At 63.0% G+C, this 22281-nt stretch carries 25 protein-coding genes; 10 read left to right on the top strand and 15 right to left on the bottom strand.

Going from position 1 to position 22281, the window contains the following annotated elements; all coding sequences use genetic code 11:
- Positions 1-2: 2 nt before the first annotated feature.
- The 9 genes from H535_RS0114285 to H535_RS29645 form a co-directional block, all read right to left on the bottom strand.
- Positions 3-938 (bottom strand): complex I subunit 1 family protein, encoded by a 936-nt coding sequence (locus tag H535_RS0114285; protein WP_026820085.1) that lies wholly within the window; start codon positions 936-938, stop codon positions 3-5.
- Complete coding sequence (locus H535_RS29970) at positions 931-2265, bottom strand: hypothetical protein (protein WP_245580322.1); 1335 nt, start codon at positions 2263-2265, stop codon at positions 931-933. The genes H535_RS0114285 and H535_RS29970 overlap by 8 nt, the downstream gene beginning before the upstream one ends.
- Positions 2256-2600, bottom strand: coding sequence for an NADH-quinone oxidoreductase subunit A (locus tag H535_RS0114270; RefSeq protein ID WP_026820082.1), 345 nt, complete (start codon positions 2598-2600; stop codon positions 2256-2258). Before H535_RS0114270 ends, H535_RS29970 begins: the two co-directional genes overlap by 10 nt.
- A gap of 164 nt (positions 2601-2764) precedes the next feature.
- Complete coding sequence (locus H535_RS0114265; RefSeq protein WP_026820081.1) at positions 2765-3364, bottom strand: YdhK family protein; 600 nt, start codon at positions 3362-3364, stop codon at positions 2765-2767.
- 134 nt (positions 3365-3498) lie between these two features.
- Positions 3499-3876 carry a metal-sensitive transcriptional regulator gene (locus tag H535_RS0114260; protein ID WP_026820080.1) on the bottom strand — a complete coding sequence of 126 codons (378 nt, stop codon included), beginning with the start codon at positions 3874-3876 and terminating at the stop codon, positions 3499-3501.
- Positions 3877-3897: 21 nt separating this feature from the next.
- Positions 3898-6159 (bottom strand): heavy metal translocating P-type ATPase, encoded by a 2262-nt coding sequence (locus tag H535_RS0114255; RefSeq protein WP_051299322.1) that lies wholly within the window; start codon positions 6157-6159, stop codon positions 3898-3900.
- Positions 6160-6391: 232 nt separating this feature from the next.
- The gene (locus H535_RS0114250) at positions 6392-6604 is read right to left on the bottom strand and encodes a heavy-metal-associated domain-containing protein (RefSeq protein ID WP_026820078.1); all 213 of its coding nucleotides are present in this window, start codon (positions 6602-6604) and stop codon (positions 6392-6394) included.
- 611 nt (positions 6605-7215) lie between these two features.
- The gene (locus H535_RS29650) at positions 7216-7443 is read right to left on the bottom strand and encodes a CBS domain-containing protein (RefSeq protein ID WP_211236600.1); all 228 of its coding nucleotides are present in this window, start codon (positions 7441-7443) and stop codon (positions 7216-7218) included.
- Positions 7444-7448: 5 nt separating this feature from the next.
- Positions 7449-8132, bottom strand: coding sequence for a CBS domain-containing protein (locus H535_RS29645; RefSeq protein ID WP_211236599.1), 684 nt, complete (start codon positions 8130-8132; stop codon positions 7449-7451).
- A 159-nt stretch (positions 8133-8291) separates the two neighbouring features.
- Between H535_RS29645 and H535_RS29640 the strand changes: the two genes are divergently transcribed.
- Positions 8292-8453, top strand: a complete 162-nt coding sequence (locus H535_RS29640; RefSeq protein WP_211236598.1) for a hypothetical protein — start codon at positions 8292-8294, stop codon at positions 8451-8453.
- 324 nt (positions 8454-8777) lie between these two features.
- Here the strand turns inward: H535_RS29640 and H535_RS0114240 are convergent, their stop codons facing one another.
- The 5 genes from H535_RS0114240 to H535_RS0114220 form a co-directional block, all read right to left on the bottom strand.
- Positions 8778-9098, bottom strand: a complete 321-nt coding sequence (locus tag H535_RS0114240) for a type II toxin-antitoxin system RelE/ParE family toxin (protein WP_026820077.1) — start codon at positions 9096-9098, stop codon at positions 8778-8780.
- On the bottom strand, positions 9095-9334 hold the full coding sequence (locus tag H535_RS25635; RefSeq protein ID WP_035769682.1) for an addiction module protein: 240 nt from the start codon (positions 9332-9334) through the stop codon (positions 9095-9097). The genes H535_RS0114240 and H535_RS25635 overlap by 4 nt, the downstream gene beginning before the upstream one ends.
- 337 nt (positions 9335-9671) lie before the next feature.
- A complete protein-coding gene (locus H535_RS0114230; protein ID WP_026820076.1) occupies positions 9672-10505 on the bottom strand; it encodes a hypothetical protein in 834 nt (277 codons plus the stop codon).
- Positions 10506-10616: 111 nt separating this feature from the next.
- Positions 10617-11630: a DUF3039 domain-containing protein gene (locus tag H535_RS29965; protein ID WP_035769680.1), complete on the bottom strand. Its 1014-nt coding sequence runs from the start codon at positions 11628-11630 to the stop codon at positions 10617-10619.
- Between the two features lie 49 nt (positions 11631-11679).
- Positions 11680-12087, bottom strand: a complete 408-nt coding sequence (locus tag H535_RS0114220) for a helix-turn-helix domain-containing protein (RefSeq protein ID WP_026820075.1) — start codon at positions 12085-12087, stop codon at positions 11680-11682.
- Between the two features lie 300 nt (positions 12088-12387).
- Here H535_RS0114220 and H535_RS0114215 point away from each other — a divergent pair, with 300 nt between their 5' ends.
- Entirely contained in the window at positions 12388-13569 is a 1182-nt protein-coding gene (locus H535_RS0114215) for a site-specific integrase (protein ID WP_026820074.1), read from the top strand.
- On the opposite strand, the gene H535_RS25625 is transcribed toward H535_RS0114215, so the two are convergent.
- Entirely contained in the window at positions 13550-14032 is a 483-nt protein-coding gene (locus tag H535_RS25625; protein ID WP_155838699.1) for a helix-turn-helix domain-containing protein, read from the bottom strand. The genes H535_RS0114215 and H535_RS25625 overlap by 20 nt on opposite strands.
- A 322-nt stretch (positions 14033-14354) precedes the next feature.
- Here H535_RS25625 and H535_RS25620 point away from each other — a divergent pair, with 322 nt between their 5' ends.
- From H535_RS25620 to H535_RS0114170, 8 genes are all read left to right on the top strand, one after another.
- Complete coding sequence (locus H535_RS25620; RefSeq protein WP_155838698.1) at positions 14355-14579, top strand: helix-turn-helix transcriptional regulator; 225 nt, start codon at positions 14355-14357, stop codon at positions 14577-14579.
- Between the two features lie 127 nt (positions 14580-14706).
- A complete protein-coding gene (locus H535_RS0114200; RefSeq protein ID WP_026820072.1) occupies positions 14707-15117 on the top strand; it encodes a hypothetical protein in 411 nt (136 codons plus the stop codon).
- A 139-nt stretch (positions 15118-15256) separates the two neighbouring features.
- Complete coding sequence (locus H535_RS0114195; protein ID WP_026820071.1) at positions 15257-16570, top strand: hypothetical protein; 1314 nt, start codon at positions 15257-15259, stop codon at positions 16568-16570.
- Positions 16571-16641: 71 nt separating this feature from the next.
- A complete protein-coding gene (locus tag H535_RS27865) occupies positions 16642-18957 on the top strand; it encodes a phage tail tip lysozyme (protein WP_026820070.1) in 2316 nt (771 codons plus the stop codon).
- On the top strand, positions 18954-19877 hold the full coding sequence (locus H535_RS0114185) for a hypothetical protein (protein ID WP_026820069.1): 924 nt from the start codon (positions 18954-18956) through the stop codon (positions 19875-19877). The genes H535_RS27865 and H535_RS0114185 overlap by 4 nt, the downstream gene beginning before the upstream one ends.
- Positions 19874-20563, top strand: coding sequence for a hypothetical protein (locus H535_RS0114180; protein WP_026820068.1), 690 nt, complete (start codon positions 19874-19876; stop codon positions 20561-20563). The genes H535_RS0114185 and H535_RS0114180 overlap by 4 nt, the downstream gene beginning before the upstream one ends.
- Before the next feature lie 232 nt (positions 20564-20795).
- A complete protein-coding gene (locus H535_RS0114175; RefSeq protein ID WP_155838697.1) occupies positions 20796-21176 on the top strand; it encodes a hypothetical protein in 381 nt (126 codons plus the stop codon).
- Positions 21173-22267 (top strand): hypothetical protein, encoded by a 1095-nt coding sequence (locus H535_RS0114170; RefSeq protein WP_026820066.1) that lies wholly within the window; start codon positions 21173-21175, stop codon positions 22265-22267. Before H535_RS0114175 ends, H535_RS0114170 begins: the two co-directional genes overlap by 4 nt.
- Positions 22268-22281 lie beyond the last annotated feature (14 nt).

Below are 22281 nucleotides of genomic sequence, written 5' to 3'. Positions count from 1 at the left end.
ATTCAGCCTTCCCAGACAACGATGAGAGACACCACCAGGTCCTGGACCACGGCAGCCGGAAGCAGGAGGATCCACCCTATTTCCATGAACCGGTCCGGCCGCATCAGGGGCACCTTCCGGCGCAGCCACACCAGCACGGCCAACACCGCCACGGTCTTGACCAGCACCCAGGCCCAGCCCGGCAAGACCGGTCCGGCGCCACCGCCCAAAAACAACGGCACCGAGAAAGCCGCCCCGGCGGCCAGGAACATATACCGCCCGGCCAGGAAAACCAACCGGTCCACCCCCGACAGCTCGGCCAGCACCCCACCGGCAATATCCGATGCCAGGGCCGGGGCAAACGGACCCCATACGGAAAAACCCATCACCCCGATCAAGTAGACGACGAACGCCACCGGCATCCACACCACGAACCACAAATCATCCTGCGCGGCAGCCACATCCGCCACGCGGAGGCTGCCGGCAGCGATCGCCGGGGCCACCAGCGCAAACATCAGCGGCAGCTCATAGGCCAGCCCATGAGCCAGGAACCGGTAACCGCCCACCAGACTATGCGTCGAATTCGCGCCCCAGCCGACCAGCCACACCAAGGCCCAGACCATCACATCGACGGCATTGAACCAGACAACACCCACGCTGAGATCAGACAACGTCCACCGGCCCAACGGGATCACCGCGACCATCAAGAACGCGCCAACAAACATCCCGGCACCACCGGCACGCCACAGTAAAGTGTCTGCGGCCACGGTCGTGCGCCGGCGCTGCCGCAACAGCCGGGCGGCACGGCTCAGCGGAGCCGCCCATCCGCCACCGGCACCCTGGGCCCGGGCCGACAACACCGCATCAAGAGCGACCGCGAAGACAGCCAGAGCGCACAGGAGGACCGCGGCCAGCACACCCCACCCGGCGGCAACGGTCACCACAGTATCGTCAGGCATGCCCCACCTCCCGGGCGGCCGGGAACGGCCCCGGATACAAACTGGCCACGGCCAGCCGTACAGCGGACAGCTCCAACCCAGTGACCAAGTGCGGCACCATCTGCCACGGCACCACACCAGCCTCCTCCGAAACCGGACCTGTATCACCGAGCCCGGCACGGATCCGTTCGACCATTGACAGCAGCCGCTCGTAGGCGTCGCCCCGGCAGCTCACCGGCAACCCGTGACGTTCCAGATCGGACTGATCGAGCCGTAACACTCCCCGCAGAGACCAACGCAGCAACCAGGACCTCCGGACGGACCGGTGCAACCGCACGACGGTCTTCCGGGCAGCCGCCGGATCACCACGCAACAGGGCGTCCCGGGCCTGGCGGGAACGAGCCGCCGCGTCATCGGCTCCGGTCAGCGCCAGCAGCGCCATGACGCCGTCACACCAGACCGCCGCAGCAGGTGCAACACCCGTCGAGCCGCCGGCTCCGGCCCCGTGGTCGTGGCCGTCAACGACGGACGCTGCGGCATCGACCACGACATCGCCCTGCAGTGAACAATCCAGTACCAGACCGGCCGGCCAGAACGGAAGCACAGGGCCGAGCGGCAGGTGCAACACATCCATCTCCAGACCGTCCCGGTCTGGCCCACCCTGCGCCAGCGCAATCCCCTCCGGAGCCATATCCATCCCGCCATGACCGCCATGGCCCATGCCTTCGTGCCCACCGTGGCCGCTGTGATCCATCCCGCCATGACCCTCGTGGCCCATGCCTTCGTGGCTCTCGTCGCCCTCGTGGTCGCCGTGCTCCATGCTTTCGTGACCCTCATGGCCCATGTCTCCATGGCCCTGGTGGCCTTCGTGGCCGCCGCCGTGGTCCTGGCCTTCGTTACCGCTCATGCCGTCGTGTCCACCGTGATTCGTTTCCCCGTGCCCCGCGTCGCTCTCGTGCCCACCGTGGTCCATCTGGCTGTGGTCTTCGGGAATCCTGGGACTCTGGGTCCGCTGCCGGGCATCCGTCCTGTGATGGCCGGTGTCGAGCAGGAGAACTGCGGTCTCGTCGAGAGCGGGACCTGTGGCTTTAGGTGAGACGGTGTCAGCGCGGACCCGGGGCCCGGGCATCTGTTCCCAGAGGCGATCCACTATTTCGGCCAGTTCGGGACCAGGTACACCACACACCGCGAGTACGTCCGCGTCTGCCGGGGTCCACGCCCGGCGCCACCCACGGCACAGCATTTGCTGTTCGAGCTCGACGCGGGTGAGCCATTGGCCCGGGACCTCGACGACGAGGACCTGTGTCGCTCGGACCGCCACGTCGGCGAGAATCTTGGTCAGGCCCATCGGAAGGCCCCCTCACGCCATGCCCACGCCACGGCGACCAGCAGTGCGCCGAGGAACAGGAACATCTCCACCACCGCAGAGATCCCCTTATCAGCCACAACCACCGCCCAGGGGTACATGAACAGCATCTCGACGTCGAAGGCGAGGAAGACGATCGAGGCGGGATACCAGCGTGCGTGGAACCGGGACAGGGCATGTTGGCGGGGCAGCCAGCCCGATTGGAAAGGAAGTGTTCTCAGCGGGTCGGCCAGCACACTGACGGCTTGATGGAGCGCATAGAGCAACACCACAGCGAATATCGCCAGCAGCGCCATGACGATGATGCCGAAGTACAAGGCGATCGATCCTTCCCGGTCATTGAGCCAAAGAAAACTGTCACTTGCTATCGAAGAGCCGGACCTACATGTGCCAACTTTCCGTCAGTATACTGATCAAAATTGAGTCCTGCTCTTACTGTGTGGAGGTCGGCACCGCGGATGCTCCGCGGCGCCGACCGGTGTTACTGAGCAGGCTTGATCTCGCTCTCGACGACCCACTTGTGGTTGGTCATTTTCATGCCGTTGATCTTGAGGTCGACCATGTATACCGTTTCATCGGTCGAGCCTTCGATGGTCGCCTTGGCTCCCTTCATGCCACTCATGTGCTCGGCTTGCAGGGTCACTTCGGTGCCCTCCGGTAGTGGAGCTTGTGCGGGGTTTTTGAGTTCCTCGTGTACGACCCATTTGTGATTGGTGACCGGCTCGCCGCCATTGGTCGGCGTGTAGGTGACCGAGTAAGCGGTCGTGTCGAAGGCGCCGGAAATCGTCGCTTCCGACCCTTTCATGCCCGGCATGTGATCGGCGGTGAGAATGACCTGTGTACCCACAGGGTAGGTTGGATTGTCCGCCTTCTCGATTCCCTGCGGCGGCGGGCCACCGTGCGGCGCGTGTTCGTGAGCTCCGGAGCTGCTGCCCGAGGTCGGCGTCGAGGACGCGGACTGGGTCTGCGTCTGAGTCGGTTGTGCCGCTTCGTCCTCCCCGGTTCCTGCACAACCGGTCAGTGCCATGGCGCCCACAGCTGCAGTCGCCGCCATACGGGTCATCAGCTTGTATTGCTTCATTCCATCTCCTTCGTCTATTCCCAAACCGCTCTTTACCCCCTGTTTCCGGGGCCGGCGGAGAAGGATTGTTACTTGTGTGGTTGTATCCGAGGCATCAGCACAAGGTGATCGGTGTCAGATTGCTGGCCGGGGTGTTAGCCGCGCATCAGTCGGCCGATTGCTTCAGAGGCCTCTTTGAGTATCTGATCGGCTTCGGTTCCGCCGTTTTTGGCTGCATCGGCGACGCAATGGCGCAGGTGGTCGTCCAGCAGTCCGCGGGCGACGTTGCGCAGTGCTGATTGGATGGCTGAGACCTGGGTAAGGATGTCGATGCAGTATTGTTCTTCATCGACCATGCGCTGAATGCCGCGCACCTGGCCCTCGATGCGTGTCAGCCGCCTCTGGTAGCGCTGCTTGTCCTGAATGTAGCCGTGGTGGTGGCCGGGTATCTGGCAGGCCCCGCCCGCTGGCTCCACTTCGGATGTGGCAGTCGGTCCGGCTTCGGGAACGGCGCCGTCGTCAGTGGTGGTCATTGGTTGCTCCTTTAGAGTTCATCAGGGGTTGGGTGCCGGTTGTTTGGCGACTGTACGCCGGTCACCGGTGGTTTGGCGGTAACGGGTTGAAAAGGACCGCAGACGCAGGCTGTTGCTGACCACGAAGACGCTGGAGAACGCCATCGCAGCACCGGCGAGCATCGGGTTGAGCAGGCCCAGGGCTGCCAGCGGGATCGCAGCCGTATTGTAGGCGAAGGCCCAGAACAGGTTGCCCTTGATCGTGGCCAGGGTCTTGCGAGCCAAACGGACCGCGTCGACTGCCGAGCGCAGGTCTCCGCGCACCAGGGTGATGTCGGAGGCTTCGATGGCCACGTCGGTTCCGGTGCCCATCGCCAGACCGAGGTCGGCCTGGGCCAGTGCGGCTGCGTCGTTGACACCGTCGCCGATCATCGCCACGGTGCGTCCCTCGTCCTGCATCCGGGTGATCACGCCGACTTTGTCGGCCGGCATGACTTCGGCGATGACCTTCTCGATGCCGACCTGGTCGGCCACCTGGTTGGCCACTGCGGTGTTGTCACCGGTCAGCAGTACCGGCGACAGCCCGAGCTTGCGGAACCCGGTGATGGCCTCGGCGCTGCTGTCCTTAATCTGGTCAGCGACGGTCAACACACCCTGGGCCTGTCCGTCCCAGCCGACAATGACTGCGGTATGGCCTTTACCCTCGGCGGCGGCCTTGGCCTGGGCCAGCGGGGCCGGCAGCGACAACGACCGGTCGGCGAGCATGGAAGCGCGGCCGACAACCACCAGGTGGCCGTCAACGATGGCCTGGACGCCCTTGCCCTCGCTGTTTGTGAAGGACTCGGCAGCGGACAGGGGAGCGAACCGGTCGGATGCTCCACGGGTGATAGCCCGGGCGATCGGATGTTCGGAACCGGACTCGGCGGCACCGGCCAGCCCGAGCAACTGATCGGTCGAGACACCCTCAGCGGGATAGACGTCGTGCAATTCCATGGTGCCGGTGGTCACGGTCCCGGTCTTGTCGAGCACGATGGTATCGACCTTGCGGGTCGACTCCAAAACCTCGGGCCCCTTGAGGAGGATACCCAGTTGGGCGCCGCGGCCGGTACCGACCAGCAGCGCCGTCGGCGTGGCCAGGCCAAGCGCACACGGGCAGGCGATGATGAGCACGGCGACGGCGGCGGTGAACGCTGCAGCGGCCGGGAAGCCGGCGCCGAGCCAGGCCCCAAGTGCGGCCACCGCGATGGCGATGGCCACAGGGACGAACACGCCGGAGATACGGTCTGCGAGGCGTTGCACCTCGGCCTTGCCCGACTGGGCGTCTTCGACCAACTTTGCCATCTGGGCCAACTGTGTATCGGAGCCAACGCGGGTGGCCTTCACCACCAGCCGACCGCCGGAATTGACGGTGGCGCCGGTGACCGTGTCACCCTCACCGACTTCGACCGGCATGGATTCGCCGGTCAGCATCGACTCGTCGACTGCCGAGGTACCTGTCACCACCGTGCCGTCCGTGGCGATCTTTTCCCCGGGCCGGACGATGAACTCATCACCGACGACCAGCTCTGCGGTGGCGATGCGCACCTCGACACCACCGCGCAGTACGCCGACGTCCTTGGCGCCGAGCTGAAGCAGCGCCCGCAGCGCGGTGCCGGCCTGACGCTTGGACCGCTTCTCGAAGTAACGGCCGGCCAGCACGAACATGACGACACCGGCGCCGACCTCGAGGTATATGCTTCCCGCCCCGTCCGTGGGTTCGACCGTCAGCTCGAAGGTATGGGTCATACCCGGCGCACCCGCCGTGCCGAGGAACAAGGCGTACAGCGACCAGACAAAGGCTGAGAGTGTGCCCATCGAGATGAGGGTGTCCATAGTGGCCGAACCATGGCGCAGGTTGGTCCATGCTGCACGGTGGAATGGCCAACCGGCCCACAGGATGACCGGAGCTGCCAACGTCAGGCACAGCCACTGCCAATATGTGAATTGCAAGACCGGAATCATCGAGATGAGGATGACCGGCACGGCCAATACCACACTGGTAATCAGCCGCTGGCGCAGCGATTCCAGCTCACGGTCCTTGCGGTCTGGAACGCCGGCAACGGTGGCACCGTCACCCTGTTCGGGGGCGGCGGACAGCCGGGCGTGATAGCCGGCCTCTTCCACAGTGGAGATGAGTCGCTGGGAATCATAGTCGACGGGCGTGGATACCCGGGCCTGTTCCGTGGCGTAGTTGACGCTTGCGCTCACCCCGTCGAGCTTGTTGAGTTTCCGCTCGATCCGGTTGGCACACGAAGCGCATGTCATGCCCTCGATGTCGAGTTCCAGATCGAGGGTGGGCAGCTCACGAGCCTGAGTGAAGGCGTACCCGCTGATTGGGTACTCATCAAGAATGTTCCTTCCCGTGGTCGTCTTGCTGAATATCCTGAGTCCAGGACTCGACTACGGAATCAGGGATCAACGCGTTGCCCGCGCCGTGTGCCCCCGGCGAAGATCGCCAGGAGCACGGCCGCATACAACGTCAGGCGAAGGCCGACGCTCACGCCGGCACCGCCTGGTAGCCGGCCTCCTCCACCGCCCGAAGAACCATATCCTGGTCCACGCCGGTCTCCGAGGTCACCACGAGCTTCCCGCTCTGGTGGGACACATCAACACCCGTGACACCGGCAATCTCTTCGATTTCTTCACGCACTGACATCTCACAGTGACCGCACGTCATGCCCGAAACTGTGAACTCTTCCGTTGTAGCCATTTTAAAACTCCTCTTAACCTGAATACCCCTAGTAGGTATCCCCAAGATTTTTATACCCCTCTGGGGTATTTGAGTCAAGTGGGTCCGCGGCCAACTTGGCGCTTGCATGAAAGATGGAGCAGATGGAATCCAGGGCGGCAGCGCACCAGTCCGCTGCACCATTCCGTCGTTGTTGCCACACCCTCTCCTTCACTCGCAGCTCGGGAAGATCACTCCCGGAGTGTCCTGTCACAATGCCCATACGCCCTAGGGGATGGGGTCTCAACGGACCCGGGAACGCCTGAACCTGACCACGCGCGCCCCACGTCCCGCTGTCCGAACCGTCGCGCCGGTGTGCGCCCGGGACACGAAAACGGTTCGGAGGTTCACGCCGCTGGTGTGGACGGAGCAAGCTTCGCCACTCCCCCATTCCGGCACTCAGGAGCGGGGCGGCATCAATGACGGGATCGATCCGATCGGACGCGAGTCGAGAGCTACCGGATCTGCGCAGAGAGCGGCCCTGACTACGAGCCCGATCCCGTGCCGACGCCCCAGGACATGAGGATCGCCTTCAAGCAGTAGGCCGAGTCGCAGGAGACTCGGCCTACTGCAATCAACGTTGTCTTCGTGGATCAGACTGCGTTCGTGCCCGCCGTCTGCGGGACCGCCTCCATCGTGCGCAGGTAGCTGGCTATCGCCAGTCGGTTGATGGCTGATCGGCTGACGATGCCCACGATACGACCACCCTGGCCGTTGACCACCGGCACCTTTTTGAGGTGCGCGTCCGATAGCGCAGCAACGGCGTCTGCGGTCGGTGCGCCGGCGTCGATGGTGATGACGTCCTGCGTGGCCAGCCGCATGATATTCAGACCGTCAGATCGGACATGGCCTGCTCTAAATCGTCCTCGGCACCGATAGCGTAGGAGTAGATTGACGTAGAAGACGGGTGAGCTGCAGACAGGTCGCGCATGACATCACCGTCGGAGAGGAAGCCTGCCAGCGAGTCATCCGCGGCGAGGACCGGTGCCCCGGAGATGCCGCGTTCGGCGAAAGTTTGCAGAGCCTCAAGCACCGTTTGGTCCGAGGACAGAGCGTATACATCGGACTTCATGATCGACTCGACGGTGTTTGCCGGGCTCTGAGCACCCTGAGCAGCCTCAGTTGAGCGATGGGACCGCACTGACCGGTACGCGAAGGTCGCCAGCACAATGCCGATGAGCGAGGTTACGATCACCAGGCCAACGGCACCGCGGAAGCCGGTGAGCAGTGAGTCGAGCTCGCTGCGCCCGGCACGCATATTCGCGGCACTGAGAGCGCCATAGATGCCGGCGGCCAGCGAAGTGCCCACACTGCCGGCGATCTGGAAGCTGGTGGAGACCACCGTGACGCCGTGCGGGCCGGTCTCGCGGCCCCGATGGGACAGCGCGAATGTCTGCGACGGTCCAACGATGAAGGCAGTGGCCAACACGGCAGGAATGTAGAGCAGCCCGAAGAGCAGGATCGATGAGTATCCAGCTGCCACTGCGACCAGAGTGACAAAGACAGCCATGATGAGGGAACCCAAGCGGAATCGACCAGCGCCCGCCGTGCCGGTCGAACAGACGCCCGGCCACAGGTCCCAACACCACGGGTGAGGAGGATTCCCGGTGCCAGCGTGAGCGAAGCCCCCAGCGGGTCCATGCCGCGTGCGGACTGCAGGAACAACGGGATGACCGTTCATCGCGAACACGAACACCAGGCCCAGCATCGTCATCAGCACGCCGAACACGAACGGAACACTGGAGAACGGACGCAGGTCAAGCAAGGGATGCTCGATGCGACGCTCCGGATGAATCCAACCGCTATTCCGCCGAAGTGGCGGAAGCGATGAACTCGGTCAGCGAGCAAGACAATCCGGCGTCTGCTGAGCTTGATTGCAGCGTCAAAGCGCGTGCTCATCGATCGCACATTTTCCATCGCGAGTCCAGGCAGCAGCCGGTGGCCATAACGGCGCTGTTTCGACAAGATGAACATTGGGTGCGCACAGAGTGACATGCCCGTTATTGCAAGAAACGCATCCCAGGAATGTTTAAGGACATAGACCGGGGGCGTATGTTCCTCAGTATTCATGCGCGCCGAACCCGGGGTTTTGCCGAGGTTCAAGAGCTGAACGTCTCTCCGGGTGTGGCAATGCCAGGGTTGCTGCGATGGTAGGTCAGTCGGTCAGGCGATGCGACCAGTAACCGGGCCGCCGCGCCTCGTGGGCGTAGGCGAGCACGAAGATCTGGTCGTCCCGAACGGCGTAGATCACTTGGTAGGGGAACTTTCCTAGATGCCATGAACGGATCATTGGTTCACGCCTTCGGCCGCGGTACGGCGGTGGCGAGTCCGGCCACTGGAGGATCAGGTCCGTGGCGGCGTCGGCTTCATCGGCAAACTTGTCGCCGAGTCTGCCGTCGTCGATGCCCGCATACCGGACCAGGGCGTCGAGGTACTCCTCGCGAGCCTCGGGGTGCTCGTTCCAGTCGAGCGTCACCTGTGCCGTTGGGCGAGGAGGTCTCGGCCCATCGCACGAGTCTCCCGCCCGCTGACCGGCGCGACTGTACCGCTCGCCAGCTCGTCGAGCCGACGGTCGATCGTCTCGTCCCACGCGGCATCGATCCCGGCGTGCTCCGTCTCGTCGACCTGTTGGAGCGCGAGTGCGGCGATCTCGCGCTCGTCGGCGTCGAGCGTCTTGCCTGCCTCGATGTAATCAGCCAGCTTCGAAGTCATGTGTCCAGTGTACGGCCGATGCACGGACGTCGGCCATCGGATCGATGGTGAATTACGGTGCAGGGGCGGTTGCGTTTGCGCGTTCGCCACCGGGAATCCGTGCCGGTGGGAGGTGTAACGCTTCCATGGTGTGTCGGATGACCTTATCGCGTTACTTGGGTGTTCAGCTCTCTTCGAACGGTAGAACGATCTTCTCGTCGCCGGGGTCGACCGGGTATGCCGGGGCTCTGAGATGGTCCTGGTAAAGCGTGTCAGAGGCGCTGTCGTCGTGAGTGTCGGCGATCCGTCCCCTTCGGCGTCGAGGACCTTTTCCCAGTCGAATCCCATGGGTACGACCCTATCTGCAGTCGTCGAGGATCGCGGCGATCCGGGAGTTGAGTTCGTCCGCCCGTGCCAAGATTGCTTTTTCCTCTTCCGGGGCAATGTGCCGGGCGGGCGGTCCCGGCGCAGGATCGGAAGGACGGCCCGGCACAACAGGAGTCGCGATCATGCTCGCGATCGCGCTGATCAGGACTGACAGTGACGAGCGATGCATTGAGGCATACATGTCGATGTAGCCCCAGCGGTCAATGGCCGGCAGCAGGCCGGGGCTGTCGCGCCAGTGACGGTTCGGGTCATCGGGATCGTGGCGGTGGTCCTTATGATCGCCGCGCTGATGGGCCAGTGCCCGCACCGAGGCGTGCGACCAGTCGTTGTTCGTGCCGAGTATGTCGCACCACGCACGGACGGCGCACGCCGGACATGAGTCTGGTTCGTTGGTTTGTGCGATGGCCGGCTGCATGTGCGCCAATGCCTGTGGTCGCAGGCCCAGGGCCCGGCCGCGGGTCAAACCCAGCCCGCCATGGCCGACCGGCGCAATCAACACAGCTGCGAACAACAGTCTGCACAGTCTCAGCCGGGCCACCCAGTGCGTGTCCGGGCTGTCGATGAGCGCTGTGCCGCGGCGCACCAGCATGTGCAGGGCCGTGGTGCCGCCGCAGTGGCTGAACGGCCACGCCGGCGCGGGTGCAGGTTTATCGGGGCGGACCAAACGGGCAAGGGCATCGAGCACGGACCGCGGCGGGCAGGCCTGCCGCGCGAAACGTGCCATGGACACCTCGCTGGGCCGCGCAGCGTCCGCACCGGTGACCTCACACCAATCGACCCAGAGGCCGGGCAGGGTGCTCGTCATTGATCCAGCGTGCCATGCTTCCCGCAGAAGCGCACTTGGCGACCTTGGTTGCCGCTTGGCGGGATGATCAACGGGCCATTGCTGCGCATCACGAGAGGCGAAAGCGGTGAATTAGTCGACGTGGGCATGTTTCCGAATCTGAGCCATGATTTCGCCGCATTCCGGGCAGGCAGGGAATCGATTGGGGTCCTGCATCGGGACGAAGTGCTTTCCGCACAGGGCGCGCAGCGCCTCGCCATTGACCGTTTTTGTTGTGATGTCGCCTGTGTGGGTGTAGTGGGCAAGCTGGCCCATTTGCGGCTCGAGCACTCTGTTTTCATGACAGGCTTGGCGCAGGGCTGTCAGTTGCTGCTGCGTGTGCCCGTGTCCTTCGAGCGCTGAATAGATGCCACCGGCGACGTCCCAGTCCTGGCTTGGCGGGGCGATGGCAGTCAGGATCTGTACCTGCATGATGTCGGTCAGGTTTGAATTGGGCTGAGCGACGTCGAAGAACTCCACCACGATGTCTTCGTAGTCGTAATCGGGCTCATCGTGGGCAGACCAGGTCACGCAGACCATCGCCATCGGGACACCGGTGGTTGGATGGGCCACTTTTGTGCGGTCTGATGAGCCTTGAGTCATCGCCTGGTCCAGCAACTCAATCACCAGCCGTTGCAGGTCAAGTCGCCACTCGATCATCCTGGCCGCTGCCGTCTCGCGGCGCAGCAGGGTGTGGTCCTGCCGGGTGGGCAACAACGCCTGCAGTGCCGGGCCGGGCATGGCCTTGAGCTGTTCGTAGAAGTCGTCAGCGTCCCCGTGCCCGCCTTTGGCAAGGCCTGCTGCCACGACCCAGCGAACCCCGGTCTCAGGGTCTGTCCATACCCCAGCCCGCCATTGCCCGGCCCGCACCTTCAACAGGTGCAGGTCGCCGGAACAGGAGATCGTCCCTTTGTTGATGTCGTCAGAAGGGTCAGGCCCGAACTGCCCGACGGCCTTGGTAAGAGCAGGGTGGTCGAGCCGGGCAAGCGGGTGAAGTTCTTTCCACCGCTCCTCCACGATGTGGCGGCGTTGGCACGAATCAGTCCAGCCCTCATCCAGGCCTTTCAACAGGTGCAGTGTCGGGCGGGCCTGGACGTTATCACGCATGTATACATTATGGCAGGGTGCACCGACAGTCTTGAGTCGCTTGTGGAAATCAGGACTCGTCGACGAGCTCGTCGATCGCAGCATCCTGGATCGTGTCGTGGTGCGCGAACGACTCAGCAAGCTTCTTGCGCTCGGCCTGGCGCTTGGTCTCGAAGGCTTTGAGGTCGGTGGCGGTAATGCGCCGGTCGCTGCCGACGAGCACATGGGGAATCTCGCCGTCGTCGAGCAGCTTGCGCAGGTGGGTGCGGCTCATCTTGAGGATCTTCGCGGCCTGGTTCGGGGTCAGCTGGTCTTGGCTGCCCATGACGAAGGTATCGGTGTCGGTAGAGACATTCTCAGTGATGGTCATCAACGCAGTGCGCAAGGGCGAGTCGTCCAGACCTTCGGCGAAGGTGTGGACTTTTTCAACTTCGACCTTCGATACGTCAGACGCTCGAACGTCGAGGGTGCTGTTCATGATGTCTCCAATTGTCGCAGGTGGCGTAGGTGGCTTATCTGGCATAACTGACTCTACACATCCCGTGCTCGTCCCCGCTAGAGGAGTTCTCATTTTGTGACATAGGAGACCGGCTAATCAAGGGTCGGCAACACTGGCGGAGGCGCAGAACCATGAGGACATGACCGCTGCTTTTGCATGTTTTCGCCCGGATCGGCGTCTCAGCGTCTCACGCGACGGCTCTCTGTTTCCATGGCCCGATAAGAGCAGTTACCAGAGACCCCTCTGGAAAACGCCCGGCCTCTCGTGGACACTGGTGAGATGAACTCGACACCGTCGCTGGCAGCGCTTCACGCCCCTGATGCGGCACCCGTACCCGAGATCGACGCGGAACTGCACGAGCTTGAAGAGGTATCGCGGAACCTGCAGACGCACACGTTGTCGGCGAACACCAGAGCCGCCTATGCCAAGGCGTGGCGATCCTTCGAGGGCTTCTGTCACGGGCACGGTCTCGACCCTGTGCCGGCCCACCCGGAGACGGTGCGCTGGTATGTGGCGTGGATGTCGGTCCAGCACGACGTCCATGGTTTGCCGCGCTTCTCGGTGGCGACTATCCGGCAGCATCTGGCCGGTGTGGCTGATCATCATCTGCAGCAGGGGCTGCTGGATCCGACCGGCCACCACGGCGTCAGTTCCCTGGTGCGGGGTTTGGCCAAGTTGCGGGCAACTCGACCGGCGCGCAAGAGGCCGCTACTGCTCGACGACCTGCTGCGGATCATCGCCGCGATGGAACACGATGCCTACCCTGCCGGCGTGACCGCGGCCAGGGACACGGCCGCGTTATGGCTGGGCTTCGCCGGGGCGCTGCGACGCAGTGAAGCAGCAGCACTGACCCTGGAGAGCCTGCAGCTGCACCCGGTCGACGGCATCCATATCCATGTGGGCCGCTCCAAGGCCGGCCAGGATAACACCGGAGCCGATGTCGTCGTGTTGCCGTTCGGGGCCACACCGCGCACCTGCGCCCCGTGTGCGATACACCGGTGGGTCGCACTGCTGCTGGAGTCGATCACCGATAATGTTCGTCTTTACCGGCAGGCGGTGATGAGCCGGCTGTTCGCTTACCAGCTGGACACCCACGTCTGCGGCGTCGACTCAGCTGGCGGCGGTGCAGGGTTGATCAGCAGCTCGGATCTGGCCTCGCCGGCTCCCCTGCTGCGGGCGACCTACCGCAACCGGAAGAATGCGCGCATCCATGCAGCCGGCATCACCGGCGACGCGCTGGGCGCGATGCTGGACACACGCATGACCGAAGCCGGTATGGACCCGGGCGAATACGGCTTCCACAGTCTTAGATCCGGCCACGTCACCCAGGCCCGGCGCAACGGTGCCTCGACTGACGAGATCATGCGCGCCGGCCGGTGGCAGCGGGCCGAGACCGTGACGGTCTATGACCGGGAGTTCAACCCAGCTGCCAGGAACAGCGTCACGCGCCTGGGCCTGTAGCATCGTCGTCTTGGTCGGCTTTGGCCACCCGGGCATCGATAACATCCTTCAATGCCGGCTCGAGTGCGTCAGCCTGTTCGACGTATCGGCGGTATATTTCATAGCCGCCGCTGACATGGCCAATGGCCCGGGTGAGCCGGTCGATTTCGCGCCGGGTCTTCTCCCACTGCCGCCGGGCGACGACGAGATCGGCCAGGTATTGCTGGACGAGTAGTTCATTGTCGGTGGGGGCGTCGTCGCTGAGTAACTCCGCTATGTCGATGTTGAGAACAGAGGCCATGGCAACGGCCTCGTCGAGACGGACCGCCCGCAGTTTCTGTTCGATCCGGGTCACCGCCGACGGGTCGACGTTCGTCTCCAGCACTTCGGCCATGCGCCGGGCCAGTTCGGCCTGGCTGACCTGCGTGCGTTCACGCTCGGTGCGCAGGCGACGGACAAATATATCTGACGGCAGTGCTTCCATGGATCCTCATTCAGTGACGTGATCGCGCGCAGGTGTACGCGGGTGTGCTGTAACAGCACGTTACCTGCTCTGGACTGCTGAAACCACATGGACACAACTTGGGTGGTTCTCCTCGTATTTGAGCACGGTTCAGCGCCCCAGGATCGACCCCGGTGTCGTCGCTGCTGCGTTTGTTGCCTATGGCGCAGACGGCCGGACAAACTACTGACTCACTAAATGATCTATACAATGCTGTCTATATATAGCTTTGCATTTCTTGATGTATGCGTGCTCGAATGCATATCGTAAATAAGCTCTATAGATGCAAGGAAAGAGGGCCGACATGATAGATCTGGATCGCCTGCTGCGTGAGCCCGCAGTGGCCCGGATCACGGGGTTCAGCGTACACACGCTGAGGCAGTGGCGATCTCTCAATTATCACGACAAAGGCCCGCCCTGGGTGAAGATCGGCGCTTCAGTGGTGTATCGCGAGTCCGACGTCCGTGCGTGGATGAGCGCGTTGGAGGCGAACTCTGCCTCAGTGCGACATGACCGGACCGGAACGTGAATAACTGGATGAATCGACAGATTAGCGTATAGACTCTCTATAGATTATTCGAGTGATAAACGAGATACGCTAATAGATACCACATTACATACGCCGCATATATGGCCAGCAATGAGGGAGAGAGACCATGATTGAAATCTATGAGCCGATGACGGCCGCGCTCGGGCAGGCGCAGGTGTCCGTGCCGCAGGCATGGGATAACCCGTCGGCCGCCTGGGATGTCAAAAGCCTGTTGACGAACGCGAAGACGTGGGTTCAGACGGCCGGCGGCATGCTGTTGATGCTGCTCGGGGCGGCGGCGCTGGTCTGGGGCGGCGTCAAGCTGTTCAAAAAGCTCACCGCCAGTAAGCAGAAAGGCCAGGAGACCGAATGGTGGGAGATCATCGCGCTGATCATCGTCGGCGGTGCCATGGCCACCGGAGGCTGGCAGCTGATCAGCATGATCGGTTCCGGCGGGCAGGAGACGATCCAGGACCTGGGCACCGGCACAGTCATCGTCGGCCAATTGCTGCTGGATGGTTTAACGGGGCCGTCGTGAGTTGAGAGGCACTATCCATAGCGTCGGCAGGCGCACGGGCCGGACCGGTTCGGGGTCATGGACTTCGTGTCGACCCGGCCCTTCGCTGTGGCCGCCGCGGCAGCGATGACACAGACGATGACGGGCATAGGACACAGACATGGGAATCAAGGACAAGGCACTTGCTGTTGGCAAAACGTTCAGGCTGACCTCGCACCACGCGATCGAGAGGTTCGGGGTTTTCTTCGGAGCGTTGGTGCTGGGCGGTGCCCTGGTGTTGTCGATGTCGGGGGCCTCGGCCTTTATGGCCGGCCGCGACACGCTTCGGGACACCGCGCTGTGGACGCCGGATTTCACCACCTCGAAGACGGACTTGTCCGGCGAGGTCGACGGGGTCTACACCAACGCCGCCGGCAACCAGGCGCTGGTGATGATGCACTTCGACGACGGCGCACAGATTTCCTACAACGCCGCCGACTACCAGGCATTCCTGCTGGGCTCCGATGAAAGACTCGACAGCGAAAAGCTTGACACTGCCGGTATCGAAGGGTCCTTCCACGTCTTCGGCTCCACCGGCTACGTGGCGGTGTTGCTCACCGCCGACGAGCCGTTCAAGCAGCAGGTGCTCAACCTGACCGTGCGCGCCAACGCCGAGTTGTCGCTGAAACAGCAGCAAGCCGACGGCCAGGACGCACAAGAACTGGCCTCGGATGAGACTTTCGCCAAATACGACCAGTGGCGGGTGTTCATCAACCCCGGCGCAACAGGTGCGAAAGAGCTTTCAGCGTTGAACGGCGACGACTTCAAACCGGCGCAGGTCTATTACCAGATCGTGCTCAAACCAGAAGAACAGCAGGCCCGTCAAGAACTGAACTCGAAGTTGCTGGCGATGCGGACCAATCTGGCTCAGATCAAGGCCTACAGCAATGATCTTTTGACCACGCAGGTCGACGGGTTGTCCCTGCGTGCTCCGGAGGTTCCCGACAGCATCGCCGGCGATCAAATCACCGGCCAGTCCGCGGCCGAATCCAAGAACGGCCAGTCGACGCTGGCATTACAGACCGACACGGTGGTGGCCGGCGGCTTCGGCTTTAGCTGGCGCAATAACAATGTCTACGACGGATACCTGGATGAGCTGGTGCCCGAGGATCAAAGCTACGTTCGCCACTTGTCGCAGAAGACACAACAGAGCTCGACATCCGACGACACGTCCAGCGGGGTGGGCGGCATGGAGTGGATCCTCTCGGATGGCTCGAACCTGACCACGGACTATGGGGCCTCGGATGCGGCCATGCAGCCGCTGATCAACGTGATGAACAACCTGTCACAGGCCTATCAGGACTATTACTCCAACAAATCCCAGTATCAGTCCAGCCTCAAACTCGAACTGCTGCATCTGGACATGGAGCTGCGGGACGTTCAGGCGAACAGCTCCTCCAACTCCGGCGACGATTTTCTCGTCACCTTCGACTGAAGGCCGATGGCAGCGTCGGTATCGGCCCGAAATAGGACAGATCAACGATAAGACAGGAGGTGGCGGGGCCCATGGGCACGAATCAGCCACAGCCGCCCGGCGACTCTGACCAGCGGGGCAACTCTGATCAGTCCGAGCCTTCGAAGGCGGCGCGTCGTTCCGGATCGAAGCAGCAGCAACCGGCGGATCAGTCGAAGGATCAGGGCCGTACTGACAAGACACAGTCGTCATTGCCGCCAGGGCGGCCGGGACGGGCGGATCAGCCCGAACAGTCTTCGTCGAACCGGTCATCGCAGTTATCGCAACATACCGGAGCAGCCGGCACCGGCGAAGCCTCATCCGGGCCCCCGCAGAAGCCTGAGGCCGACTCGCCACAAGCGTCGAAGACAGGCACCGGGGTATCAGCGGCCGGCGGTGGTGGTGCTGATGATCAGGCCAGCCGGAAAAAGAAATACGCCGATGCGGCCGTTCGCGGCGGTGCCGAAGGCGCTGTACGCGGCGGTATGTACGGTGCCGCCGCCGGGGCCGGCAAGGAGGTTGGCACGCAGGCCGCTGTCGATGCCTCGGCTGCGGCCGCCAAGCGGGCAAGTGGCAAAGGCAAAAACCAGAGCCGGAGTAAAGTCCAGGGCGACCCGGGCCGGGATCAGAGTCAGAACGGTGACGACGAGGCCGCTTTGCTGGGGGCCGGCGGAACCAGCTTCGAGCGCGGCCACGCCGACAATGAACACACCGGCGGCTCAGGCGGCGGCCAGGGCTCAGGCGGCGGCCAGGGTTCAAGCGGTCGCGCCGGCACGAAAAAGTCTGCCGTCACCGGTGCGGCTGCGGCGGCCACTCCCCCGGTCACAATCATGGCCGGGCTCATCGTGTTCCTCAGCTGGCTCAAATCCATGTTTTTCGCCGCCGTGGCCAAGGCCGTCAGCCTGCTGCAGGCGCTGTGGACGCTGGCTCAAATGCTGGTCGCCCAGCTGGTCTCTTTTGTCACCAAACCGTTCATGGCGATGGCAGCCGGGGTGTCGAAAATGGCCGCCCTGGCCTTTGGCGGCGGCAGCTTTCTGGCCTCGACCCCGGTCGCCGCGGCCACGGTGGGCGTGGCCTCCGCGGCCAGTGCGACCGCCCTGGTCGGCGGCATGCTCGGCGTGGTCTCATTCGAGACTGAGGCGCGGACCGGGTCGCTCGACGAATCTTCCGCGGCCGGCTGCTACCGGGTCGGTGCCGACGGTGCCGATGTCACGACAGTGTCGGATTCCTCCCCGGTGCCCGACCAGGCCGAAGAGAACGCCAAGGCGGTCTATTCGGTGCTCAAGAGCTGGGGCATGCCCGAAGAGAACATTGCGGGCATTTTGGGCAACTGGTCCCGGGAATCGGGGATCGATCCGACTTCGGTCGAGGGCATCTTCGACGAGCCCTACACGATCGGCCCGCGCAAGCAGGCCGCGTGGGATTCGGGGTTCTCCCATATGGGTTACGTCGAGCACTCGGGGATCGGGCTGGGTCAGTGGACCGGCGCACGCAACCGGCTGCTGATCGACTACGCCCAGGAAAAGGGTGCCCACTGGTACGACCTGGGCCTGCAGCTGCGCTTCATGGCCGACAAGGAGGGTGACAACGCCTCGGACGTGGCCATCTTCCAGTCCATGATCAAACACTCGCAGGGATCGCCGGCCGAGGCCGCCATCTATTTCCACGAACAGTGGGAGCGTTCAGCCGACGGTGCCGCCGGTATGGCCGCCCGCGTGGCCAAAGCTGAGATGTGGTACGCCAAGATGAGCGGCTGGGAGGTCAACGAGGGCCTGGTCGAACAGGTCGTCGGCGACTTCGTCAGCGGCGTCAGTGAGGTCACGGACGCGCTGTTCACCACCAGTTCCTGCACCGGCGGCGAAGACGGCACCAGCGCCACGATCGCCCTCAATGACGGCGGGATGTCCAAAGAGCAGGCCCAGGCGCTGATCGATCTCTACATCAAAGAAGGCGACGCGTTCTTGACGAGGAAGTATCACGGCGGCGGGCCCGGCCAGTGCAACGGCAGCTATGTGCAGAACTGCGTGAGCTTTTCGACGTACTTCATGAACAAATACACCACGTTTGACCGGTATGCACCGGGCAACGGTGTGAACACGGCCGATTCGATTGCGTCCATGACCGGCCGCAAGACCACGGGCACACCGGCCCCGTATTCGGTGTTCTCGCACGGCAACTTCAGTGCCGCCGGCCACACCGGCGTGGTGCTGGGGGTCAATGAGGACGGCAGCATCCTGATCGGCGAAGCCTCGTATTGCGAGTTCCCCGGCCGGATCCGCACGGTGCCCAAAGAGACCTGGAAGCAGGGCAACTGGGAGTTCGTCGACGTCTCCGATCTGCTCAAAGACAAGGAGGCGATGACCACATGAGCACCGAGACGACGACCGACGATGATGAACACACCGATGAAGATTCAGGAGACGATTCGACGCCGGCGCGCCCCAAGCGCCCCAAGGTCACCGGTGGCCAGCTGGAGGCCGGATTCGACCAGTGGGTCGCGGCCCGCCGGACCCGGTTCAACGAACGCACACCACAAGAGACCCGCCGCACGGGGTGCCTCGTCGTAGTGGTTGTGCTTGGGTTGGCACTGGTGTCGCTGGCTGTGCTCAGTGGTGTGGCCACCTCCTCCTTCGAAACGGCCAGGGCGCAAAACGCCGCCCGCATCGACGAGTTGAAGACGCAGATCACCGAGACGGCCCACAGCGCCAGTGAGGCGATGGACGCCGCATCACTGGCGGCGCTGAACACCGCAGCGGCCTCCGCCGCGGCGAAAGTCGCCGCCGAACAACAGAAGTTCGCGGTGCTGTACACGGCCATGAACGATGAGCTTTCGACCGCCTCCGGCGACGGCACCCCGTCCGCGGCCCTCGAAGCCATCGTCGAGCACCGCAAGGACCTGGAGAAATACTGGAACCCGGACTCGTTTGTCGCCGGCGACAATGCCGATGAGTTTGTCACCGGCGGGTATTACGAGGCCGACAAGATCGATCCCCGCTTCCCCTGGTACATCCGCTATGACAACCAGGTCGCCGCCGACCCTGACAGCTACACCTGGCGGGTCGAATCGGTGATGCCGCACTTGGATACACCGGCGGCAGCCAGTGTGGTCTGGACGTGCCGGGATCAGCAGGGCCGGGTGCTGGCCTGGGCCAGCGCCGTCTACAGCGGCGAGTCGGCCGTCTTCAGCGATCTCGAACTGGTCGTGACCGCCGCAGGCGGCCGGCACACGAGAACCGATGATTCTTCGCCTGCGGTCGATGTTCCGGAGCTGAAAGGGGGCGGACAATGACCGGCGGTGTATTCCGGGGCAGGAACCTGGCGGTGCTGGTGCTGGTGGTGCTGTTGTTGGCCGCCGGCCTGCTGGCCTTCTCCGAACGGGCCAGTCAGGTTCAAGCACTGGCGGCACAGCAACAGAAGATTGATCAACTCAGCAGTGAGCTCAAGCATCAGCAACAGCGCAACGCCGAAGCCGCTGAGCAGAACGCCTTCAAGGCCCTGGGCATCACTGCCTCGAGGCTCGACGAAGACGCCGAAGTGATCAACTCGCTGTTGTCGATGGCCTTCACCTGGGATTCAGGCCTCGAATATGCGCAGGCGCGCCAGTCGCTGATCGAGCGTTTTAATCTCAATGCAGACGGCGAATTCCTGAGTGACTTTATGCCGCCTGCGAAGTTCAACCAGGACGCCGAGGGCAAGCGGTATTACTATATCGACGCCGCCGGTCTCAATTCAGCCGTCGGTGAGGATGTCGATATTGAGCTGGTGAAGGTGCGCGCCACCGAGTACCGGTATGCGGTCCTGGCCGACATTGAAGTCAGCTCTGACGCTCCGGTGAAAGTCGACGCCCAAGGCGAGAAACAACCTGTGCCGACGGCGACGCGCCGGCTGCTGCTCTACGTGACGGTCAACGGTGGCGGAGAAGTATCGGATCTGTCCGGTGTGCCGGCCTCGGGTACCACCCGCACCTCGGGATGATTCACATGTATCGAATCCTTTATCAGATCAATGATTTGATATGATTACATTGATATTCGAGTGAACTGATTGATTGAATCCCGGATGATGCCGTCAAAGAGAACATTGGAAAGAAGGCCAGGCGACCATGACACGTACGAATAGAGCCGAGAAGACGTCAACGCCGCCAGGGCGCTGGAAGTTGATGTTGGGCAGTCTCAAGACCGGTTTACCGGTGGCGGTCCGGGGTGGATTGATCCGGCTGACCACTTTGATTGTTGATTACCTGTTGGTGGTCGTGACCGCGTTCTTGATCATTCCCACGCTCGGGGCCTGGAGCCATGAGGCGTCCGGGGCGGCATCAGGATCGATCACCATCGGCGGCACGATTGCCCTGTGGATCGTGCCTTTTGTTTTTGTCGTGGTGATGATCACTGTTGCCGAAATTGCCCTGATGCGATGGCTGTGGCGGGCCGGCGGCCGGATCGAAAAGATGAAGCGCGTTCGCCTCGGCGACTTCGATGTCGAGGCACTGATACGACAGAGCCGGACCAACATGAGAACCGTTGGCACTGCCCCATTCGGTCAGGCCACCAAAAAGAAGAAACTGACCACGCAGGGGAGTAAAGCATGAAAATCGCAGGACTGACCATGAACAATGTGTGGGCCCACCGGGTACTGGCCGAACAAGGCGTTGAAACCGCCCGCACGGAACAGGACGAGGCAGGGATCTCGGTGCTGGTGGACTCATTGTCTTTGGCCCATCACGGTCCCGAGACCAACTACCGGCCGTATCTGCACTTATCGGGTGAGCTCAGTTCGATCCGACCGGTTGAAACACTGCCCTACGGGGTTCGGGAGGTTGATTTTCCCACCGGCGGCGGCGACCGAATCGACGCTTTCTACGAGTTTGACGATCTGCAGCTGGGGCAGCTGGCCCACAAAGGCTATTTTTCCAGCGACTTCGCCGTGCCGGAGCAGATCACCGGTATCGAGTGGGAATTATCGACCACCATGGACACCCTGGTGCTGGCACCACAGGACCAACAGCGCGAAGACGGTGTCGCGGATGTACCGGTCGTGTTCGTCAATGTCCATGACGCGGCCGATCTGGTGATCGATCTCGAATCCTGTGGCTACGATCCGGTCGAATACTTCGCCGACTACTCCAAGGACCACACTGCAGAGTTCGGCGGGCACGTCGATGATCGCATTCTGCGCTCCCGCTCCGATGAGATCCGGCCGTTGTTCGCCGAGGAGACATTCGATGAGGTTCGTTCGCCGGCAGCGGCGGATTCGCCGGCGGAGGGTGCACCGGTTCCGGCCGGTCATGACGAGGTCAAGGCCCGACTGCTCGAGGTCGAATCCGAACTGGAGGCCGAAGACGAGAGCAGACGCGCTGAGCGTGAGCGCACCGCAGGCACAGTGGAGAACCTATATCAGCGGCTGGTGGCCGGTTCACTGATTGAGACCGATGAACAGGCTGTTGGCCAGCAGATGCCTGCTTCGGATGTAAACCAGGATCCGGCGGACCAGCAGAACGATCTGGACCTGGCCGATGACGAGACAGCCGGGCCGGTCATGGCACCCGATCGTCGGCCAAAGACTCAGCAGCCGGAGGATATCCGGCGCGCGGCCGAATTAGAGGAGACCAAGCGTCGGGTGGCCGAACGTGCGGCCGAACTCGAGAACGAGGACGAGACCGAAGCCGATCATCACCTGTAGGTCAGGCCGCCCAG

Origin of the sequence: Arthrobacter castelli DSM 16402, assembly GCF_000430705.1 — a bacterium.
Classification (GTDB): domain Bacteria; phylum Actinomycetota; class Actinomycetes; order Actinomycetales; family Micrococcaceae; genus Arthrobacter_C; species Arthrobacter_C castelli.
Note: the sequence above shows the minus strand (reverse complement) of the source record. Positions and strands in the feature narration are given on the sequence as shown.

Coding starts and splice junctions, on each gene's coding strand:
- H535_RS0114255 (WP_051299322.1), bottom strand. CDS start 6,159: ATGACATGCGCTTCGTGTGCCAACCGGATCGAGCGGAAACTCAACAAG.
- H535_RS0114265 (WP_026820081.1), bottom strand. CDS start 3,364: ATGAAGCAATACAAGCTGATGACCCGTATGGCGGCGACTGCAGCTGTG.
- H535_RS29970 (WP_245580322.1), bottom strand. CDS start 2,265: ATGGGCCTGACCAAGATTCTCGCCGACGTGGCGGTCCGAGCGACACAG.
- H535_RS0114170 (WP_026820066.1), top strand. CDS start 21,173: ATGAAAATCGCAGGACTGACCATGAACAATGTGTGGGCCCACCGGGTA.
- H535_RS29645 (WP_211236599.1), bottom strand. CDS start 8,132: ATGGCTGTCTTTGTCACTCTGGTCGCAGTGGCAGCTGGATACTCATCG.
- H535_RS29650 (WP_211236600.1), bottom strand. CDS start 7,443: ATGCGGCTGGCCACGCAGGACGTCATCACCATCGACGCCGGCGCACCG.
- H535_RS0114185 (WP_026820069.1), top strand. CDS start 18,954: ATGAGCACCGAGACGACGACCGACGATGATGAACACACCGATGAAGAT.
- H535_RS25620 (WP_155838698.1), top strand. CDS start 14,355: ATGATAGATCTGGATCGCCTGCTGCGTGAGCCCGCAGTGGCCCGGATC.
- H535_RS0114250 (WP_026820078.1), bottom strand. CDS start 6,604: ATGGCTACAACGGAAGAGTTCACAGTTTCGGGCATGACGTGCGGTCAC.
- H535_RS29965 (WP_035769680.1), bottom strand. CDS start 11,630: ATGCGTGATAACGTCCAGGCCCGCCCGACACTGCACCTGTTGAAAGGC.
- H535_RS0114195 (WP_026820071.1), top strand. CDS start 15,257: ATGGGAATCAAGGACAAGGCACTTGCTGTTGGCAAAACGTTCAGGCTG.
- H535_RS0114180 (WP_026820068.1), top strand. CDS start 19,874: ATGACCGGCGGTGTATTCCGGGGCAGGAACCTGGCGGTGCTGGTGCTG.
- H535_RS0114215 (WP_026820074.1), top strand. CDS start 12,388: ATGAACTCGACACCGTCGCTGGCAGCGCTTCACGCCCCTGATGCGGCA.
- H535_RS25635 (WP_035769682.1), bottom strand. CDS start 9,334: ATGACTTCGAAGCTGGCTGATTACATCGAGGCAGGCAAGACGCTCGAC.
- H535_RS0114200 (WP_026820072.1), top strand. CDS start 14,707: ATGATTGAAATCTATGAGCCGATGACGGCCGCGCTCGGGCAGGCGCAG.
- H535_RS27865 (WP_026820070.1), top strand. CDS start 16,642: ATGGGCACGAATCAGCCACAGCCGCCCGGCGACTCTGACCAGCGGGGC.
- H535_RS0114220 (WP_026820075.1), bottom strand. CDS start 12,087: ATGAACAGCACCCTCGACGTTCGAGCGTCTGACGTATCGAAGGTCGAA.
- H535_RS25625 (WP_155838699.1), bottom strand. CDS start 14,032: ATGGAAGCACTGCCGTCAGATATATTTGTCCGTCGCCTGCGCACCGAG.
- H535_RS0114285 (WP_026820085.1), bottom strand. CDS start 938: ATGCCTGACGATACTGTGGTGACCGTTGCCGCCGGGTGGGGTGTGCTG.
- H535_RS29640 (WP_211236598.1), top strand. CDS start 8,292: ATGACCGTTCATCGCGAACACGAACACCAGGCCCAGCATCGTCATCAG.
- H535_RS0114230 (WP_026820076.1), bottom strand. CDS start 10,505: ATGACGAGCACCCTGCCCGGCCTCTGGGTCGATTGGTGTGAGGTCACC.
- H535_RS0114260 (WP_026820080.1), bottom strand. CDS start 3,876: ATGACCACCACTGACGACGGCGCCGTTCCCGAAGCCGGACCGACTGCC.